Source organism: Streptomyces sp. NPDC059696, from assembly GCF_042733745.1.
Classification (GTDB): domain Bacteria; phylum Actinomycetota; class Actinomycetes; order Streptomycetales; family Streptomycetaceae; genus Streptomyces.
The window spans coordinates 153,548-171,162 of record NZ_JBHWFG010000002.1 but is presented as its reverse complement, the minus strand read 5'-3'; the positions used below and the strand labels follow the sequence as shown (position 1 = coordinate 171,162).

General features: G+C 70.8%; 18 protein-coding genes and 3 tRNA genes. 17 read left to right on the top strand and 4 right to left on the bottom strand.

All coding sequences use genetic code 11. The features are described 5' to 3' along the window. The first annotated feature begins 6 nt into the window (after positions 1-6). From ACFV20_RS02680 to ACFV20_RS02665, 4 genes are all read left to right on the top strand, one after another. Positions 7-1,581: an NADH-quinone oxidoreductase subunit M gene (locus ACFV20_RS02680; protein WP_385651583.1), complete on the top strand. Its 1,575-nt coding sequence runs from the start codon at positions 7-9 to the stop codon at positions 1,579-1,581. Beyond that, complete coding sequence (locus tag ACFV20_RS02675) at positions 1,578-3,101, top strand: NADH-quinone oxidoreductase subunit N (RefSeq protein ID WP_385651582.1); 1,524 nt, start codon at positions 1,578-1,580, stop codon at positions 3,099-3,101. Before ACFV20_RS02680 ends, ACFV20_RS02675 begins: the two co-directional genes overlap by 4 nt. 278 nt (positions 3,102-3,379) lie before the next feature. Next, on the top strand, positions 3,380-4,243 hold the full coding sequence (gene htpX / locus ACFV20_RS02670) for a zinc metalloprotease HtpX (RefSeq protein WP_385651581.1): 864 nt from the start codon (positions 3,380-3,382) through the stop codon (positions 4,241-4,243). Further along, positions 4,240-4,632 (top strand): YccF domain-containing protein, encoded by a 393-nt coding sequence (locus ACFV20_RS02665; RefSeq protein WP_385651579.1) that lies wholly within the window; start codon positions 4,240-4,242, stop codon positions 4,630-4,632. The genes htpX and ACFV20_RS02665 overlap by 4 nt, the downstream gene beginning before the upstream one ends. Before the next feature lie 267 nt (positions 4,633-4,899). Here the strand turns inward: ACFV20_RS02665 and ACFV20_RS02660 are convergent, their stop codons facing one another. Then, positions 4,900-6,156: an APC family permease gene (locus tag ACFV20_RS02660; protein ID WP_385651577.1), complete on the bottom strand. Its 1,257-nt coding sequence runs from the start codon at positions 6,154-6,156 to the stop codon at positions 4,900-4,902. Between the two features lie 194 nt (positions 6,157-6,350). Here ACFV20_RS02660 and ACFV20_RS02655 point away from each other — a divergent pair, with 194 nt between their 5' ends. Next, positions 6,351-6,617 (top strand): GlsB/YeaQ/YmgE family stress response membrane protein, encoded by a 267-nt coding sequence (locus ACFV20_RS02655; protein ID WP_385651575.1) that lies wholly within the window; start codon positions 6,351-6,353, stop codon positions 6,615-6,617. A gap of 106 nt (positions 6,618-6,723) precedes the next feature. On the opposite strand, the gene ACFV20_RS02650 is transcribed toward ACFV20_RS02655, so the two are convergent. Next, positions 6,724-7,212 carry a YajQ family cyclic di-GMP-binding protein gene (locus ACFV20_RS02650; protein WP_385651572.1) on the bottom strand — a complete coding sequence of 163 codons (489 nt, stop codon included), beginning with the start codon at positions 7,210-7,212 and terminating at the stop codon, positions 6,724-6,726. A 220-nt stretch (positions 7,213-7,432) separates the two neighbouring features. Here ACFV20_RS02650 and ACFV20_RS02645 point away from each other — a divergent pair. The 4 genes from ACFV20_RS02645 to ACFV20_RS02630 all read left to right on the top strand — a co-directional run bounded on the left by ACFV20_RS02645 (position 7,433) and on the right by ACFV20_RS02630 (position 11,030). Continuing rightward, positions 7,433-7,514: transfer RNA gene (locus tag ACFV20_RS02645), tRNA-Tyr, on the top strand. A 318-nt stretch (positions 7,515-7,832) separates the two neighbouring features. Then, positions 7,833-8,660, top strand: a complete 828-nt coding sequence (locus ACFV20_RS02640; protein ID WP_385651569.1) for a hypothetical protein — start codon at positions 7,833-7,835, stop codon at positions 8,658-8,660. A 356-nt stretch (positions 8,661-9,016) separates the two neighbouring features. Continuing rightward, on the top strand, positions 9,017-10,450 hold the full coding sequence (gene rox, locus ACFV20_RS02635; protein WP_385651567.1) for a rifampin monooxygenase: 1,434 nt from the start codon (positions 9,017-9,019) through the stop codon (positions 10,448-10,450). A gap of 367 nt (positions 10,451-10,817) precedes the next feature. Next, the gene (locus ACFV20_RS02630; RefSeq protein ID WP_361109488.1) at positions 10,818-11,030 is read left to right on the top strand and encodes a hypothetical protein; all 213 of its coding nucleotides are present in this window, start codon (positions 10,818-10,820) and stop codon (positions 11,028-11,030) included. A 28-nt stretch (positions 11,031-11,058) separates the two neighbouring features. On the opposite strand, the gene ACFV20_RS02625 is transcribed toward ACFV20_RS02630, so the two are convergent. Together ACFV20_RS02625 and ACFV20_RS02620 are read right to left on the bottom strand one after the other, a co-directional pair. Beyond that, entirely contained in the window at positions 11,059-11,715 is a 657-nt protein-coding gene (locus ACFV20_RS02625; protein ID WP_385651564.1) for an SDR family oxidoreductase, read from the bottom strand. 198 nt (positions 11,716-11,913) lie between these two features. Then, the gene (locus tag ACFV20_RS02620; protein ID WP_385651562.1) at positions 11,914-13,173 is read right to left on the bottom strand and encodes an amidohydrolase family protein; all 1,260 of its coding nucleotides are present in this window, start codon (positions 13,171-13,173) and stop codon (positions 11,914-11,916) included. 301 nt (positions 13,174-13,474) lie between these two features. Between ACFV20_RS02620 and ACFV20_RS02615 the strand changes: the two genes are divergently transcribed. From ACFV20_RS02615 to ACFV20_RS02580, 8 genes are all read left to right on the top strand, one after another. Then, positions 13,475-13,547, top strand: a tRNA-Thr gene (locus ACFV20_RS02615). A gap of 45 nt (positions 13,548-13,592) precedes the next feature. Beyond that, positions 13,593-13,665: transfer RNA gene (locus ACFV20_RS02610), tRNA-Met, on the top strand. 88 nt (positions 13,666-13,753) lie between these two features. Next, complete coding sequence (rpmG, locus tag ACFV20_RS02605; RefSeq protein WP_003948671.1) at positions 13,754-13,918, top strand: 50S ribosomal protein L33; 165 nt, start codon at positions 13,754-13,756, stop codon at positions 13,916-13,918. Between the two features lie 100 nt (positions 13,919-14,018). Continuing rightward, entirely contained in the window at positions 14,019-14,471 is a 453-nt protein-coding gene (locus tag ACFV20_RS02600; RefSeq protein ID WP_385651558.1) for a MaoC family dehydratase N-terminal domain-containing protein, read from the top strand. An 8-nt stretch (positions 14,472-14,479) separates the two neighbouring features. After that, complete coding sequence (locus ACFV20_RS02595; protein ID WP_345661004.1) at positions 14,480-14,908, top strand: MaoC family dehydratase; 429 nt, start codon at positions 14,480-14,482, stop codon at positions 14,906-14,908. Positions 14,909-15,044: 136 nt separating this feature from the next. Beyond that, positions 15,045-15,599 carry a TetR/AcrR family transcriptional regulator gene (locus ACFV20_RS02590; protein WP_385651557.1) on the top strand — a complete coding sequence of 185 codons (555 nt, stop codon included), beginning with the start codon at positions 15,045-15,047 and terminating at the stop codon, positions 15,597-15,599. A 92-nt stretch (positions 15,600-15,691) separates the two neighbouring features. Beyond that, positions 15,692-17,128, top strand: coding sequence for an MFS transporter (locus tag ACFV20_RS02585; protein WP_385651555.1), 1,437 nt, complete (start codon positions 15,692-15,694; stop codon positions 17,126-17,128). 30 nt (positions 17,129-17,158) lie between these two features. Then, positions 17,159-17,539, top strand: coding sequence for a DUF3291 domain-containing protein (locus ACFV20_RS02580; protein ID WP_385651554.1), 381 nt, complete (start codon positions 17,159-17,161; stop codon positions 17,537-17,539). Positions 17,540-17,615: the final 76 nt, after the last annotated feature.

Below are 17,615 nucleotides of genomic sequence, written 5' to 3'. Positions count from 1 at the left end.
GCAGGCGTGATCGATATCAACGAGTCCGTGATGCAGTTCCTCCTGGCATTCGTCGTCGTCGGCCCGCTTCTCGGCGCCGTCGCGGCTCTCCTGCCCGCCCCGCCCGGACTGAAGGGGAAGTCACCCGAGCAGGCCGTGCTCCGGCACGGCGTGACCGTGACCGGCGCGATCCTCATCGCCGCGATCGTCCTCGCGCTCGGCTTCGACCACGACCATCCCTCGAAAATGCAGGCCACGACCGACATCAGCTGGATCCCCGCACTCGACGTGCGCATCCACCTCGGCGTCGACGGCATCTCCCTCCCCCTTCTGGTCCTGACCGCGCTGCTGACCTTCCTCTGCGCGCTCTACTCGTACTTCAAAATGCCCGAAGGCCCGGCCCCGAAGGCCTTCGTCGCCCTGCTGCTCGTCCTGGAGGGCGGCACGCTCGCGACCTTCGCCGTCCTGGACCTGCTGCTGTTCTTCCTCGCCTTCGAGACGGTCCTCATCCCGATGTACTTCCTCATCGCCCGCTGGGGCGGCGAGGACAGGATCCGCGCCGCCTGGCGGTTCATCCTCTACACGCTGCTCGGATCCGTGGTCATGCTGCTCGGCCTGCTCCTGATCGGGATCAAGGCGGGCACGTTCGACATGGTGGCACTCGCCACTGACAACGGCCGGTCACTGACCGCATCCGTGCAGCTCATCGCCGTTCTGGCGATCGGGATCGGGCTCGCGGTGAAAACGCCGATGTGGCCGCTGCACAGCTGGCTGCCCGACGCGCACACCGCCGCGCCCACCGTCGGCTCGGTCCTCCTGGCCGGCGTACTGCTCAAGATGGGAACGTACGGATTCGTCCGGATCCTCCTCCCCATCGCGCCGGACGGCTTCCGCACCTTCGCGCCCTACCTCGCCGCCCTCGCCGTCGTCGGCATCATCTACGGATCCCTGGCCTGCCTGGCCCTCGCCAAGCAGGGCGCGAAGGGCGACCTCAAGCGCCTCATCGCCTACTCGTCCGTCGGCCACATGGGCTTCGTCCTGCTCGGCATCGCCACGATGACCCCGACCGGCGTGAACGGTGCCCTGTTCGCCAACATCGCCCACGGCCTCATCACCGGCCTGCTCTTCTTCCTGGTCGGCGCCCTGAAGGACCGCACCGGCACCACCGACCTCGACACCCTCGCCCAGGAGACCGGCGCCGCCCTCTACGGCAAGGCCCCACGCCTCGGCGGCCTCCTCGCGTTCGCCGCCGTCGCGTCACTCGGCCTGCCGGGCCTGGCCGGCTTCTGGGGCGAGATGCTGGCCCTGTTCGGCGCGTTCCGGCCCGCCGAGGGCCTCAACCGCGCGGCCTTCCTCACCTTCATGGCGATCGGCGCGTTCGGCACGCTGCTGACGGCCGCCTATCTGCTGATCGTGGTCCGCCGGGTCTGCATGGGCGCCCTGCCCCAGGACGCCCCGACCCTCACCGACGTCCGCTCCTACGAGTTCGCGGCGTGGACCCCGCTCGTCGTCCTCACCGTCGTCGCGGGCCTGTGGCCCAGGGCTCTCCTCGGCCTGAGCGACCCGGCCGTCCAGCAGCTCCTCGCAGGAGGCACCCGATGAGCTCCCCGGCCCAGCCCCTGGCGTCGTCGCTGGTCCAGTCCGTCGACTGGCTCGCCATCGCTCCGCCCACCATCGCCGCGGTCGTCGGACTCGTCGTCCTGGTCGCCGACCTGTTCGTCGCCGAGCACCGCAAGGCCCTGCTCGGCTGGACGTCGGTGGCAGGCCTGGCCGCCGCCACGGCGATGCTGCTGCCCCTCCTCGACGGCGACCGCTCCACCTTCTGCCTGACCGGTGACGCCGCCGTGTGCAGTTACACGGCCGACCGCTTCACCCTGGTCATCCAGTTCCTGGTCCTCGGCGGCGCCCTCCTCGCCGCCCTCCTGTCGGTCACCGCCCTGAAGGACGCCCGCAAGGACCTCCCCGAGGGCGAGTACTGGTTCCTGCTGCTGTCCTCCGCGGCCGGCGCCGCCCTGCTGCCCGCCTCCCGCGACCTCGCGACCCTGATCGTCGCCCTGGAGGTGGCCTCGCTGCCCGCCTTCGCTCTGGTCGGCCTCAGGTACGGCGACCGGAAGTCCTCAGAGGCGGCCCTGAAGTTCTTCCTGTCCTCGGTCACCGCGACCGCGGTCAGCCTGATGGGCATCAGCTTCGTGTACGCCACCACGGGCACCCTCTACCTCACCCAGGTCGCCGACCGCATCCAGCACGTCGACGGGCAGTTCCACACCCTCGCCCAGACCGGCGTCGTCCTGACCCTCGTCGGCTTCGCCTTCAAAACGGCCGCCGTGCCCTTCCACTTCTGGGTGCCCGACACCTACGTGGGAGCGCCCCTGCCGATCGCGGCCTATCTGTCGGTCATCGGCAAGGCGGTCGGCTTCAGCGGCCTCATCCTCGTCACGGTCGTGGCCCTCCCCTCGTACGCCGATGTCTGGGGCCCCGCCCTGGCAGTCCTGGCCGCGCTCACCATGACCGTGGGCAACGCCGGAGCCCTGCGCCAGCAGGCCACGCGCGCGTACAGCGCGGTACGCCTGCTCGCCTGGTCCTCCGTCGGCCAGGCCGGCTACCTCCTGGTGCCGATCGCCGCCGCCGCGTACTCCGGCGACGCCGAGAAGTCGATCGGCTCCACCGTCGCCTACGCCCTGATGTACGGCGCCGTGAACCTCGGCGCCTTCGCCGTGGCCGCGCTCGTCGGCCGGACGAAGGTCCTCAACCGAGTCGCCGACTACCGGGGTCTGTACGCCTCCAGCCCCCTGTCCGCGCTGCTCCTGGCGTTCTTCCTGCTCTGCCTCGCCGGGCTGCCGCCGGGCATCATCGGCCTCTTCGCCAAGGTCACCGTCTTCTCCGCGGCCGTCGACGCCGGCCTCGGCTGGCTCGCCGTGGTCATGGCCGTCAACGTCGTCATCGCGCTGTTCTACTACCTCCAGTGGACGGCCCTGCTGTTCCGCGCCCCCGAGGGGGAACCCGAGAAGCACCGCGTCCCCGGCCCTGTCACCGCCGCGATCGCTCTGACCGGTGTCCTCGGCATCGCCCTGTCCGGCGCCCCCCAGCTGGTCCTGCGCTTCACCGACACCGGCCTCTTCTGACGCCGCTCCGGGCGGAGCCGATCCCCGGAAAGGCGGGCCGTCCACACCGCCCGCTTACATCGCGCGCGTGCGGGCACTCGGCCCCACGCGCGCGTGCCGTCTCCCCGTGCCGTCACCCGGACGGCCCACACCGGCCGCCGCCCGCACCAGGGAACTCGAACCTCCCGCCTGGCGTTGACCAGTACGGGAGGGTCCACTGGACGTGACGACGCGGCACCAGTGGCACCGCAGACACCGCAAGCGAGGGTCCCCCTGCCGCACCACTAGGAGGGCGTACCGTGCACCGCCGGCACAACGGGCTCAGGACAGCCATCCTCCTGGGAGGACTGTCCGCACTCATCATCGTCATCGGCAGCTTCTTCGGCCGCATGGGGCTCGTCATCGCCGTCCTGGTAGCACTGGCCACCAACGCGTACGCGTACTGGAACAGCGACAAACTGGCACTGCGCGCGATGCGCGCCCGCCCGGTGAGCGAGTTCGAGGCACCGGCGCTCTACCGGATGGTCCGCGAGCTCTCCACCCAGGCCCGCCAGCCCATGCCGCGCCTGTACATCTCCCCGACGGAGGCACCCAACGCCTTCGCCACGGGCCGCAACCCACGCAACGCCGCCGTGTGCTGCACCGAGGGCATCCTGCGGCTGCTGGACGAGCGGGAGCTGCGCGGCGTCATCGGCCACGAGCTCAGCCACGTCTACAACCGCGACATCCTCATCTCGTCGGTCGCGGGCGCCCTCGCCTCCGTCATCATGTTCCTGGTCAACTTCGCCTGGCTGATCCCCATCGGACGCTCGGACGACGACGACGGCCCCGGCCTCCTCGGCATGCTGCTGATCATGATCCTCGGCCCGCTCGCCGCCTCAGTCATCCAACTCGCCATCAGCCGCTCCCGCGAGTACCAGGCGGACGCCTCCGGAGCCCAGCTCACCGGAGACCCGCTCGCCCTGGCCAGCGCCCTGCGCAAGCTCGAACGCGGCACCAAGCAGCTCCCGCTGCCGCCCGAACCGCGCATCGAGACCGCCAGCCACATGATGATCGCGAACCCGTTCCGGCCCGGCCAGGGCCTCTCGAAGATGTTCTCCACACACCCGCCGATGGCGGAACGTATCGCCCGGCTCGAGAAGATGGCAGGTGGGAACCAGTGAGGACCATACTCAACGTCATATGGCTCGTCCTGAGCGGTTTCTGGCTGTTCCTCGCCTACATGCTCGCGGGCCTGCTGCTCTGCATCACGATCATCGGCATCCCGTTCGGCATCGCGGCCTTCCGGATCGGCGTCTACGCCCTCTGGCCCTTCGGCTACACGACGATCGAGCGCCATGACGCGGGTGCGCCCTCCTGCGTGGGCAACGTGCTGTGGCTGGTGCTCGCGGGCTGGTGGCTCGCCCTCGGCCACATCACCACCGGCATCGCCCTGTGCGTGACGATCATCGGTATCCCGCTGGGCATCGCCAACTTCAAGCTCATCCCGGTCTCGCTCTTCCCGCTCGGTCGCGACATCGTGCGGACGGACGAGCCGTTCGCGGTGCGCTGACAGCGGAACACCGGCCCTGCGGTGTCCACAGGTCAGGGGTTATCCACAGGCCGGCCCGGCTGTCGGCGCCTGCCTGCATCATGAATCCATGACCGCGATCGAGCAGTTGCCGCCCCGAGTGACGGACGCACCCCACAACCCGCACACGGGAAACCACACTTCGAGCCCGTGCCCCCCGCCCAGACACAGGGCCGCCCGCCCTGGCCCGTCGATGGGCAACGGGCCGCCCAAACCGGCCCTTCACCGATCGGCTACGGGCCGCCCGCCCTAGCCCTTCTCTTCCCGCGCCCGCATCCACCGCCGCGCCGCGTACGCAACCACCCCGACCGCCAGCACCCCCGTGCCCACCACCACCGACACCGCGGGCAGCGAGAACGCCAGCACCACGCATCCGGCAAGCCCCACCGCGGGCACCACCCGTGCCGTCAGCGCCGAAGACAGCGTCCAGGCCGACGCATTGGCCACCGCGTAGTACGCCAGCACACCGAAGGAGGAGAACCCGATCGCGCCCCGGACGTCCACCGTGGCGGCCAGCACCGCGACCACCGCGCCCACGGCCAGCTCAGCCCGGTGAGGCACCTGGAACCGCGGATGCACGGAGGCCAGTACTCCCGGAAGATGCCGGTCCCGGGCCATGGCGAGCGTCGTCCGCGACACCCCGAGAATCAGCGCGAGCAGCGAGCCCAGTGCGGCCACCGCCGCGCCGATCCGCACCACCGGCACGAGCCAGGGCGCTCCGGCCGCGCGCACCGCGTCCGCCAGCGGTGCCGTCGCGTCCCCGAGAGCATCCGGCCCCAGGACGGAAAGGACAGCCACCGCCACACACACGTAGACCACCAGCGAGATGCCGAGCGCCAGCGGAATCGCGCGCGGAATGGTGCGTGCCGGATCCCGTACCTCCTCGCCGAGGGTCGCGATCCGGGCGTACCCGGCGAAGGCGAAGAACAGCAGACCGGCCGCCTGCAAGACCCCGTCTGCCCCGCCCGAGGTCCCGATGTCCAGCCGCCCGGCATCGGCCCCACCCGACGTCAGGCACACCACCACCACGGAAGCGAGGACAGCCAGGACCACCGTCACGATCAGCCGCGTCAGCCACGCGGACTTCTGGACACCGCCGTAGTTCACCGCGGTCAGCGCCACCACGGCCGCGACCGCCACCGCGTGCGCCTGCTCCGGCCAGACGTACGTACCCACGGTGAGCGCCATCGCCGCACAGGAGGCCGTCTTCCCGACCACGAACGACCAGCCGGCGAGGTACCCCCAGAACCGGCCGAGCCGTTCCCTCCCGTACACGTACGTGCCGCCCGAGGCCGGGTACAAGGCGGCGAGGCGTGCCGATGACATGGCGTTGCAGTACGCGACGACGGCGGCGACGGCGAGCCCGAGGAGCAGCCCGGTGCCGGCGGCGTGCGCGGCCGGCGCGAGGGCGGCGAAGATCCCGGCTCCCACCATCGAGCCGAGTCCGATGACGACGGCATCGCCGACACCGAGGGTGCGGCGCAGCCCGGGACCGGAGGAAGTCATGCGCCGCACCCTACTGATCAGCGCAACCGGCGGATGCGGGCGGGACGTCTTCCCCACCAACACGGTGTGAACGTGCGCGGCGAGGAGACCGCGCTCAAAAACACCGGACGAACGACGCACGGACCCGGCCTGCCAGAAGCAAGATCACACGGCCGGGACGGTGCCGGCACAGCGTGAAAGGGCAGGTTCACGGCATGACCATCATCAGCTGGATCATCCTGGGACTGTTGGCCGGAGCCATCGCGAAGTTCCTGCTGCCCGGGCGCGACCCGGGCGGTCTCGTCGGCACGACCCTGATCGGCATCGCGGGCGCGTTCATCGGCGGCTGGATATCGGCCCGCTGGATGGACCACCCGATCTCCAAGAGCTTCTACGACGGTGCGACGTGGGCGGCGGCGATCGGCGGCTCGCTCGTCCTCCTGATCGCCTACCGCCTCCTGTTCGGCCACTCGCGCGACTGACCGCGTGTCCGGGCGCGTCCCGGCTCCGGCAGACGCGACGAAGGGCGGGCACCGGAAGTGCCCACCCTTCTCGTATGCGTGCGGGCGGCAGCCCGGGGGACCGGACCTACCGGTAGTTCACAAACTGCAGCGCGAAGTCGAAGTCCTTGCCCTTCAGCAGGCTGATGACGGCCTGGAGATCGTCACGGCTCTTGGAGCTGACCCGCAGCTCCTCGCCCTGCACCTGCGCCTTCACGCCCTTGGGGCCCTCGTCACGGATGATTTTCGCGACCTTCTTCGCGTTCTCCTGGGAGATGCCCTCCTCGATCGACGCGAAGATCTTGTACTCCTTGCCGGAGAGCTGGGGCTCGCCCGCGTCCAGGGCCTTGAGCGAGATGCCCCGCTTGATCAGCTTGGACTGGAAGACGTCGAGGATGGCCTTGACCCGGTCCTCGGAGTTCGCCTCCATGAGGATCTTCTCGCCGGACCACGAGATCGAGGCACCCACGCCCTTGAAGTCGTAGCGCTGCGAGATCTCCTTGGCGGCCTGGTTGAGTGCGTTGTCGACCTCCTGCCGCTCGACCTTCGAGACGATGTCGAAACTGGAGTCGGCCATGTCCTGTGGCTCCTTGTATCAGGGTGCGTATCGTGCGTACCGGCGTATGCGGGCGGCCGCAGGGCCCGTTCGGGTCATGGGCCGCATCCGGACCAGCCTAGCCACCCCCGGCCCCCGGAGCGCCGATCAATCGGGTGGCGAAGCACCCCTCGGCATCAGGTATTGTTTACGTCGTTGCCACGGAGCACCGCCGAAAAGCGGTTCGAAGGGCAGCAACCCCGGCGGTGTGCCCGAGCGGCCAAAGGGAGCAGACTGTAAATCTGCCGGCTCAGCCTTCCCAGGTTCGAATCCTGGCGCCGCCACACTGGGGAAGACCCCCTCTGATCAGATGATCATCTGGTCGGAGGGGGTCTTTGCGTTGTCTCGTCCTGGGTCTCCCGTGAGGGGCCGGGCGTGGACGCATGCCCACTCGTACCGGCCCTGGTCCTTGTACCGGCCCTGGTCCTTGTACCGGCCCTGGTCCCCGTACCAACCTTCGGTCTCGCACCAACCCGCGCCCCGCCCGCGAACGGCGCACGCCCCCCCGGGTGAGCATGATCACTCCCGTTCCCCAGGTGGAGGGCATGAACGCGTCAGTTAGGCTGCCGCCTCTTGTAACGCCATCCTCCTGAAGAGGTGCAATGAAAACAGGCAGACGAACCGTCGCGGTGGCCGCGCTCGTGGGGGCGCTGGGGCTCTCGGTGCTGAACGCGCCGACCGCTCAAGCGGCGGACACCGGTATCACCGTGTCGGACATCGTCATCAACAACGGCAAGCCGATCGTCGTCGGCACGTCGAAGGTGGTGGAGCCGTCGATCAGCTTCGCCATCGCACTGCCCTCCGGCTACAGCACCGCCGACCCCTCCCGCTACGACGCCTACCCCTTCCTCTACCGGGGCAGCATCAAGACCGCGGCCGACACGGGTGAGAACTTCATCCAGCCGGGCAGCTACACCTGCTACGAGACCGACGCCAAGCACGCTCGCTGCGAGGGCACCCTCTACATCGACCCGCACCCGAGCCAGGAGCACGTCGACTCCAACAGCGACGCCACGACCTGGAAGGTCGGCGTCTCACTGAAGCTGTGGAAGGCCGACGGTGGCCTCAAGACCGGCGAACTGGAGACGCGGTCCACGACCGTCCAGCTCAAGCGCGCGGCCAAAGCCACCACCAACGCCTCACCGGAGCCCGTCACCAAGGGCAAGGCGATCACCGTCACGGGCAAACTGACCCGGGCGAACTGGAGCACCAAGAAGTACGACGCCTACAGCGGTCGTACGGTGAGCCTCCAATTCCGCGCCAAGGGCAGCGACACCTTCAAGACGGTCAAGAAGTCCACCACCAGCAGCACCGGGGGACTGAAGACCACGGTCACCGCCTCGGTCGACGGCTCCTACCGCTGGGTCTATTACGGCAATTCCACGACCGGCGTCGCCACCAGCACGGCCGACTACGTCGACGTGCGCTGACACAAGCAGCGGCGGGTCGGGATCCCGCGCCCCGTTTCCCCAGGCCACTGCACGTCCTGACCTGCCGTTACATCCAGACGGGAGGCCTGAAGCCGCGCAGGGGTCAAAGCCCGTCAGGGAAAGGACAAAGGGCCCGAGGATAAAGGACCCTAGGACAAAGGATCCCGACCCGTAGCGCAGTGGGAAGAGGTAAGGGCGTCAGCAGAGAAGTGGTGTGGCGCCCATAGGAAAGGCAAGGGCGCATCAGCTCCTTGCCACTCTCAACGTATAGCGCAGGGGGGACCTTGCGGCAAGACCCCCTGGGTGCCGCAGAATCTTCGCTCCGAAGCCAGAAACGGGCGAAAATGGGGTCTGCCTTGATCGATGTGGTCATTACCGGCGGTGGTCCGACCGGAATGATGCTGGCCGGGGAGCTGCGGCTGCACGGCGTGCGGCGCGTGCTCGTGCTGGAGAAGGAGGCCGAACCGCCCCCGTACGTGCGTGCGCTCGGTCTGCATGTGCGCAGCATCGAGGTGCTCGACCAGCGCGGTCTGCTGGAGCGCTTCCTCGCCGAGGGCAGCAAGCACCCTCTCGGCGGCTTCTTCGCCGGCCTCGCCAAGCCGTCACCCGAGAGGCTGGACACCGCGCACGGGTACGTCCTCGGCATCCCGCAGCCCGTCACCGACCGTCTGCTCGCCGAGCACGCCACCGAGCTCGGCGCCGAGGTCCGGCGCGGTTGCGAACTGGTCGGGCTGAGCCAGGACGAGGACGGTGTGACGGCCCGGCTGGCGGACGGCACACGGTTGCGCGCCCGCTACCTCGTGGGGTGCGACGGCGGCCGCAGCACGGTGCGCAAGCAGCTCGGCGTCGGGTTCCCGGGTGAGCCCTCCCGGGTCGAGACGCTGATGGGCGAGATGGAGGTGGCCGCGTCGCCGGAGGAACTGGCCGCCGTGATGGCGGAGGTCCGCAAGACCCACTTCCGGTTCGGCGCCATGCCGGTGCGGGACGGGGTGCACCGCGTCATCGTGCCCGCCGAGGGAGTGGCCGAGGACCGGACGGTCCCGCCGACCTTCGACGAGTTCAGGCAGCAGCTGCGAACGTACGCCGGCACCGACTTCGGTGTGCACTCCCCGCGCTGGCTCTCCCGGTTCGGCGACGCCACCCGGCAGGCCGAGCGGTACCGCACGGGCCGTGTCCTGCTGGCCGGCGACGCCGCGCACATCCACCCGCCGACCGGTGGGCAGGGGCTCAACCTCGGCATCCAGGACGCGTTCAACCTCGGCTGGAAGCTGGCCGCCGAGCTGCGCGGCAGCGCTCCGGAGGGTCTGCTGGACAGTTACCACTCCGAACGCCACCCGGTGGCCGCCTCCGTCCTCGACAACACCCGGGCGCAGATGCACCTGTTGGCGCCCGAGCCGGGACCGCAGGCCGTGCGCCGGCTGCTGGCGGAGCTGATGGACTTCGACGAGGTGAACCGGTACCTGATCGAGAAGGTCACCGCGATCGACGTCCGCTACGACTGCGGCGAGGGCCACGAACTCCTCGGCCGGCGGCTGCGGGACGTCCGCTTGCGGCAGGGCCGCCTCTACGAGCGGATGCGCGACGGGCGCGGCCTGCTGCTCGACCGGACCGGCGGCATGCTGTCGGTGGCGGGCTGGTCGGATCGGGTCGGCCATCTCGTCGACGCCGGCGAGGAACCCGACGTGCCCGCGGTGCTGCTGCGACCGGACGGGCACGTGGCCTGGGTCGGCGACGACCAGCGGGAACTACAAGACCGGCTGTCGAGGTGGTTCGGAGCGCCAACCGGCTGAACGGGCTTCGTACGGTCGGTGGGACGGGTGCCGCGGGGGTGGGGTTCCCGACCCGCACCCGACCCGCACCCGACCCGCACCCGAGCCGAAGCCCGCGCAGCGACACCAGCAACAACAGCGTCACAGCCCCTTCGCCACCGCCGCTCCGCTCACTCCGTCTTCCGCCGCTCCGCCTTCCGCCGCCCCGGCCCCCGCGTCCCCCTGCCGCGGAATGAACGAGGCGACCGCGAAGGCGAGCAGCGCGGCCCCGGCGCCGATGGCCAGGACGACCTCGAACTCGTTTTGGGCCGCGAGGCAAGTCCGTAGAAACGCGACAGCCCCGCAGGGGAGGGGCGTGGCCGGCTCGTTCGCGCGGCACACTGGCCCCATGTCCTCCCGCCGCAGACTCTGCCCCGAGTGCCGCCGCGAGATCGCCGTCGTCGCCGGGCGGTACGCGCGCCACGACCCGCCCGGCGCCCGCGAGCACGGCGAACTCACCTCATGCCCGGGCTCCCGCCGCCCGGCACGTCCCGGCCCGGAACAACCGTCCCTGGACGGCTACACGGTCCCGGACTTCCCCGGCCAACTACCCCTGTTCTAGGCCCTGCCGAGGCGGCCGACCGTGAACCTCAGTTGCCCGCCACCGACTTGACCGCCACCGACACCGGCACCGACCCGCTGATCAGCTCCAGGGTGAGTCCGGCCGTGGCCGGGGTGTCCACCAGTTCCGCCAGTACGGCGGCCACGTCGTCGCGCGGGATCGGGCCGCGGCCCGTGCGGGCCTCCAGCCGTACGAGGCCGGTGCCGGCGTCGTCGGTGAGCTGACCGGGACGCAGGATCGTCCAGTCCAGGGCGTCCAGCCCGCGCACGTACGCGTCCGCCTCGCCCTTGGCGCGCAGATACACGTCGAAGATCTCGTCACCCTGGTGGCGCGGGTCGGCGCCCATGGACGACACGATCACGAACCGCCGCACCCCCGCCCTCACCGCCGCGTCCGCGAAGAGGACCGCCGCGGCCTTGTCCACCGTGTCCTTCCGGGCCACCCCGCTGCCCGGGCCCGCGCCCGCCGCGAAGACCGCAGCGTCGGCACCCCTGAGCTGCTCCGCGACCTCCTCCACGGACGCCGACTCCAGGTCGAGCACGACCGGTTCGGCACCCGCCTGCCGCAGGTCGTCGGCCTGTTCGGCCTTCCGGATGATCCCCGCGACCTCGTCCCCGCGCGCGGCGAGCAGCCGCTCCAGCCGCAACGCGATCTGACCATGACCACCAGCGATGACAATGCGCATGCTTTCGACCGTACGCCTCGACGGCACCCTCCGCCGCACGACCGAGCCGCGCCCCGCCGCCCGACCGAGTCGTGCCCCGCCACACGACCCGAGCCCCGCCCCGCCGCACGTCTCGCGGCGCCCCACCGCCGGCCTCAACACCTCAGCCCGCAACACTCGGCCCGCCCCACCCCGCCCCGCCCCACCCCCGCACCAGCCCTACGGCATCTCCCCCCGCCCCTGCCGCGGCAGCCCCAGCTCGACCGAGGACGCCGAACTGCAGTACTCCCGCACCGCGCTGGTCCGCGCCACCACGCGCCCCTGGTGCACGACGATCCGGCTGTACGCCAGGGACAGCACGCCCGCGAGCCGTTCCCCGCGCACCGCGAGCAACTCGGCCGGGAAACCCGCCTCCACCCGCACCTCCGGCAGCCCCAGCACCGCCCGCGCCGAGGTGCTCACCGCCTCGTACGCCTCCTCGGGAGGCAGCCCGTAGCGCGAGGCCAGCAGGAACGCGGCCTCCAGCGGGTCGCCGCGCCCCACCGGGTTGGACACGTCCCGCAGTGCCCCGCTCCCGGCGGCCACCCGCACCCCGGCCGCGCGCAGCAGCCGTACCGGAGCCGCCCCGCGCCGGTCCACGCCGCCGCAACCGCCCTGCGGCAGGCAGGTCACCGCCACCCCGGCCGCGGCGAGTTGGTCGGCCGTCCGGGAGGCCACCTCGGAGGGCAGCCGGCCGAGGTCGCCGCACGGGCTGAGGGCCACCCCGGGACGCAGTCCGCCCGCCATCGCCGCGAGCCGGGCCAGCCGGGCCGGGTCCCCGGCGTCCGTGTGCAGGTCGACGGGGCAGCCGTGCTCGGAGGCCAGCTCCAGGACCGCCTCCACGTACCCCGTCGGATCCGGGTCGAGGTCCGGCCGGCCGCCCACCACCGAGGCGCCCATCTTCACCGCGTCCCGCAGCATCGCCAGCCCGTCGGCGCCGGCCACCCCGGTCAGCACCCGGGGCACCGCCACCGTCGTCAGCTCCGCCAGCCCGCGCAGTGCCCGCCGCGCCTGCAACACGGCCGCCAGCGCGCCGAGACCCTGTACGTCCCCGATGCGCACATGCGCCCGCAGCGCCGTCGCGCCGTGCCCGAGCTGGAGCAGCGCTGCCTCCGTCGCCCGGCGCTGCACGTCCTGCGGCTCGTAGGAGACCGGCCCCTCGGTGTCGGCCGACAGGGCCGTGTCGGCGTGGGCGTGCGGCTCGGCGGGGGCCGGCAGCAGCAGATAGCCGTTGAGGTCCACGCGCGCCCCGCACGCGCGGGCGGAGCCCGCGCGCAGGCTTCCGGCCGTGCCGACCGCCTCGATGCGCCCGCCGCCCAGCCGTACGTCCACGGTCCTGCCGTCGGTGAGCCGCGCCCCGCACAGCAGCAGCGACGACGGGTCCGCCGGACCCGGTGAGGACGACGGGGGCGGTGGTGGCTGCGGCCGGCTGTCGGGCATCGCACTCCAGGGGCTCGGGCTGCGCACGGGAGGACGCGTGATCACGCAGAGTGAGACGAGCCTAGGGGGGCCTCACGCCCCCGGCCGGGAGGAGCGCAATAGTCGTACCGGCGTGGTCCGCCCGGATCGCCGGCGATGCCCCACGGGCCGGGAGCGACCCGGCCACGGGACGCAAGGCGGTCTCCTCATGGGGCGGGAGGCGTGCGCGAGGCTGCCGGGAGGACGGTCCGGGCGTCCGGGGCGGGGGCATCGAAACGGATTTGGGCGAACGGCGGGCGAGCGTGTAATGTCTTCATCGCTCGCCCCAATAGCTCAGTCGGCAGAGCGTCTCCATGGTAAGGAGAAGGTCAACGGTTCGATTCCGTTTTGGGGCTCTGGTGTGACTGGTTCCGTCGCGAGGCGGAGCCGGACCACATCAAAGCGGTGTAGCTCAGTCGGTAGAGCAAGCGGCTCATAATCGCTGTGTCACCGGTTCAAGTCCGGTCACCGCTACTCACAGTAGCCGATTGCGGGGTCGGTCCTTCGATCGGCTACTCTTTCTTGCGTTAATAGTCCATCCGTTCGTCTTAGGAGCACTCACGTGGCTGCCACCGACGTCCGCCCGAAGATCACGCTGGCCTGCGTGGAGTGCAAGGAGCGGAACTACATCACCAAGAAGAACCGGCGTAACAACCCGGACCGTCTTGAGATGAAGAAGCACTGCCCGCGTTGCAACGCGCACACCGCGCACCGCGAAACGCGATAAATCAGGCTCGTACGCGAGGCCGTTCCCGAGTGATCGGGGGCGGCCTCGCGTCGTTGAGGTACCCGTACCGATCAGTAGAGCTACCAGGAGGTGCCGGGCCATGGCGCTCGACCAGTCCTTCGTGGGGCGGACGTACCCGCCCACCGCGCCGTACGAGGTGGGCCGGGAGAAGATCCGTGAGTTCGCCGAGGCGGTCGGGGACGCCAATCCGGCGTACACGGACGCGGAGGCCGCCAAGGCGCTCGGTCACCCCGATGTGATCGCCCCGCCGACCTTCGTCTTCGCGATCACCTTCAAGGCCGCCGGCGAGGTCGTCCAGGACCCCCAGCTCGGCCTGGACTACAGCCGCGTCGTGCACGGCGACCAGAAGTTCGCCTACCGCCGCCCGGTCCGCGCCGGCGACCGGCTCTCGGTCACCTCGACCATCGAGGCGATCAAGTCCCTCGCGGGCAACGACATCATCGACATCCGCGGCGAGGTGCACGACGAGGCCGGCGAGCACGTCGTGACCGCGTGGACCAAGCTCGTGGCCCGCGCGGCCGAGGAGGCGTGAGCGACCCCATGACCGCGAAGATCTCCTACGCCGACGTCGAGGTCGGCACCGAACTGCCCGCGCAGACCTTCCCCGTGACCCGCGCGACCCTCGTGCAGTACGCGGGTGCCTCCGGCGACTTCAACCCGATCCACTGGAACGAGAAGTTCGCCAAGGAGGTCGGCCTGCCGGACGTGATCGCGCACGGCATGTTCACCATGGCCGAAGCGATCCGGGTGGTCACCGACTGGACCGGTGACCCGGGCGCGGTCGTCGAGTACGGCGTCCGCTTCACCAAGCCGGTCGTCGTCCCGAACGACGACCAGGGCGCCGTGATCGAGGTGGCGGGCAAGGTCGCCGCCAAGCTCGACGACAACACCGTCCGCGTGGACCTGACGGCGACCAGCGCCGGGCAGAAGGTGCTGGGCATGTCCAGGGCGGTCGTACGACTGGCCTGAGCCGGCCGCGGCACGAGGTAAGGGGCGCTCGCCAGGTGGGCGCCCCTTACGCATGACCTGGCAGAACACCGCGGGACCCGACCCTGGGCAGACCACCGCTTGACATAGTTAGTGATTGAGCACTAACTTCGTTCGCATGGCAAGGATGAGTGCGGAAGAGCGGCGCGAGAGCGTCATCCGGGCCGCGACGACCGAGTTCGCCCGCGGTGGCTACCACGGCACCTCCACCGAGGCGATCGCCCGCCGGGTCGGCGTCTCGCAGCCCTATCTCTTCCGGCTCTTCCCGGGCAAGAAAGCGATCTTCCTGGCGGCGGCCGAGCGGTGCGTCGAGGACACCATCCGGATGTTCGCGGAGGCGGCCGAAGGGCTGGAGGGCGAGGAAGCCCGCCACGCCATGGGTGCCGCGTACGTCGAGACCATCTCCGAGCAGCCCGAGCGGCTGATGATGCAGATGCAGATGTACCTCGCCGTCGCGGCCGCCGAGGAGGAGGGCGACCGCGAGTTCGGTGAAGCGGTGCGCACGGGCTGGATGCGGCTGTGGGACACCATTCACCTGCCGCTGGGCGCCGACGCCCACGAGACGACGACCTTCCTGGCCCAGGGCATGCTCATCAACTGCCTGGTGGCCATGGGCTTCCCGGCCGATCACCGGGTCTGGGCCGGACTGGGCGCGCCGGAGTCCGGCGGCTGACACCACAGGGCCTGAAGGCGGGCCCTTTTCATGACCTCGAAAGTTAGTAATCAATAACTAATCGATCACGGCACACACTCCATGGGGGAGCGATGTCACAGCAGACCGCACGTCGCGGGGGAGCCGCCTGGGCCCTCGTCATCACCAGCGTCGCCGGATTCATGGCGGCCCTCGACAACCTCGTCGTCACCACCGCCCTGCCCTCCATCCGCGAGGACCTCGGCGGCGGCCTGCACGACCTGGAATGGACCGTGAGCGCCTACACGCTCACCTTCGCCGTCCTGCTGATGTTCGGCGCGGCCCTCGGCGACCGCTTCGGCCGCCGCCGGCTCTTCATCGCGGGCATCACCGTCTTCACCGGCGCCTCCGCAGCCGCCGCGATGGCGCCCGGCATCGACTCCCTCATCGCCGCCCGCGCCGTCCAGGGCGCCGGTGCGGCGGTGATGATGCCGCTGACGCTCACCCTGCTGACCGCAGCCGTGCCCGTCGCCAAGCGCGGCATGGCGTACGGCATCTGGGGCGCCGTCAACGGGCTCGCCGTCGCCTCCGGACCGCTCGTCGGCGGCAGCCTCACCGAACACATCTCCTGGCAGTGGATCTTCTGGCTGAACGTCCCGCTCGGCCTGGCCCTGCTGCCGCTCGCCCGCCTCCGGCTCGCCGAGTCCCACGGCACCGGAGCCCCGCTCGACGTCCCCGGCACCCTGCTGGCCAGCGGCGGCCTCTTCGGCGTCGTCTACGGCCTGGTCCGCGGTCCCGCCGACGGCTGGACCTCGTCGCTGGTGCTGACCGGACTGTTCGCGGGCGGAGCCCTGCTCGTCGGGTTCATCCTCTACAGCACCCGCGCCAAGAACCCCATGCTCCCCATGCGGCTGTTCCGCTCCCGGGCCTTCTCCGGCATCAACGCGGCGAGCCTGCTGATGTTCCTCGGCATGTTCGGCTCGATCTTCCTGCTCAGCCAGTACATGCAGGGCGTCCTCGGCTACTCGCCCACCGAGGCCGGCCTGAGGATGCTGCCCTGGACCGGCATGCCGATGCTGGTCGCCCCGATCGCCGGCATCCTGGCCGACCGCGTCGGCGGCCGCCCGGTCGTCGCGGCGGGCCTGTTCCTGCAGTCCCTGGGCCTCGGCTACATGGCGGTGGTGGCCACGGCCGACGCCTCCTACACGGTCCAGCTGCCCGCCCTGATCATCAGCGGCATCGGCATGGCACTGTTCTTCGCCCCCGCCTCGCACCTGGTGATGTCCAGCGTCCGCCCCACCGAGCAGGGCATCGCCTCCGGCGCCAACAACGCCCTGCGCGAGGTCGGCGGCGCGCTCGGCATCGCGGTCATGGCCTCGATCTTCGCCGCCCAGGGCGGCTACGAGACCGGCCAGACCTTCGTCGACGGCATGCGGCCCGCCCTGGTGACCGGCTCCGCGGTGGTCGCCGTCGCCGGCGTCGCAGCCCTGCTGATACCGACCCGGCGGCGCACCGAACAGCAGCCCGCCCCGGCCGAACCGGCACCGGTCCTGGAGACGGCCGCCCACTGACCCCGCCGGACCCCGACAAGGAGACGTGGCATGCCCACCCTTCCCTGGACCGTCCCGAACCCCCCGCCCCACGGCACCGAGGTGTACGTCTTCGCCTCCCGCTTCGAGACCCGCACGCTGTGGGGAGCCCTCAGGTTCCTCGCCGGTACGCCCGCCGTCTGGCGGCAGATCCGCCGAAGCCCCGGCGCCTGTGGAGCCACCCTGAAGGCCGCGCCCCTGAAGCGCACCTTCTGGACCCTGTCGGCCTGGGAGTCCAAGGACGCCCTGCACGCCTTCGCCCGTGCGGGCGCCCACGGCCCGGCCTCCAGGGGCCTGGCCGCGCAGATGAAGGACTCGGCCTACGCCACCTGGCAGGCGAGCAGCGACGACCTCCCCCTCTCCTGGCCCGAGGCGCTCCGCCGCCTGCCCTGAAGGCCACCACGCGCGTGCGGCCCCCTTCCTTCTCCTGGAACGGGGCCGCACGCACGCGTGCCCGACGCCGTCGGTG

Coding starts and splice junctions, on each gene's coding strand:
- ACFV20_RS02640 (WP_385651569.1), top strand. CDS start 7,833: ATGAAAACAGGCAGACGAACCGTCGCGGTGGCCGCGCTCGTGGGGGCG.
- ACFV20_RS02595 (WP_345661004.1), top strand. CDS start 14,480: ATGACCGCGAAGATCTCCTACGCCGACGTCGAGGTCGGCACCGAACTG.
- ACFV20_RS02625 (WP_385651564.1), bottom strand. CDS start 11,715: ATGCGCATTGTCATCGCTGGTGGTCATGGTCAGATCGCGTTGCGGCTG.
- ACFV20_RS02585 (WP_385651555.1), top strand. CDS start 15,692: ATGTCACAGCAGACCGCACGTCGCGGGGGAGCCGCCTGGGCCCTCGTC.
- ACFV20_RS02675 (WP_385651582.1), top strand. CDS start 1,578: ATGAGCTCCCCGGCCCAGCCCCTGGCGTCGTCGCTGGTCCAGTCCGTC.
- ACFV20_RS02620 (WP_385651562.1), bottom strand. CDS start 13,173: ATGCCCGACAGCCGGCCGCAGCCACCACCGCCCCCGTCGTCCTCACCG.
- ACFV20_RS02590 (WP_385651557.1), top strand. CDS start 15,045: ATGGCAAGGATGAGTGCGGAAGAGCGGCGCGAGAGCGTCATCCGGGCC.
- ACFV20_RS02580 (WP_385651554.1), top strand. CDS start 17,159: ATGCCCACCCTTCCCTGGACCGTCCCGAACCCCCCGCCCCACGGCACC.
- ACFV20_RS02600 (WP_385651558.1), top strand. CDS start 14,019: ATGGCGCTCGACCAGTCCTTCGTGGGGCGGACGTACCCGCCCACCGCG.
- ACFV20_RS02650 (WP_385651572.1), bottom strand. CDS start 7,212: ATGGCCGACTCCAGTTTCGACATCGTCTCGAAGGTCGAGCGGCAGGAG.
- ACFV20_RS02630 (WP_361109488.1), top strand. CDS start 10,818: ATGTCCTCCCGCCGCAGACTCTGCCCCGAGTGCCGCCGCGAGATCGCC.
- ACFV20_RS02655 (WP_385651575.1), top strand. CDS start 6,351: ATGACCATCATCAGCTGGATCATCCTGGGACTGTTGGCCGGAGCCATC.
- ACFV20_RS02660 (WP_385651577.1), bottom strand. CDS start 6,156: ATGACTTCCTCCGGTCCCGGGCTGCGCCGCACCCTCGGTGTCGGCGAT.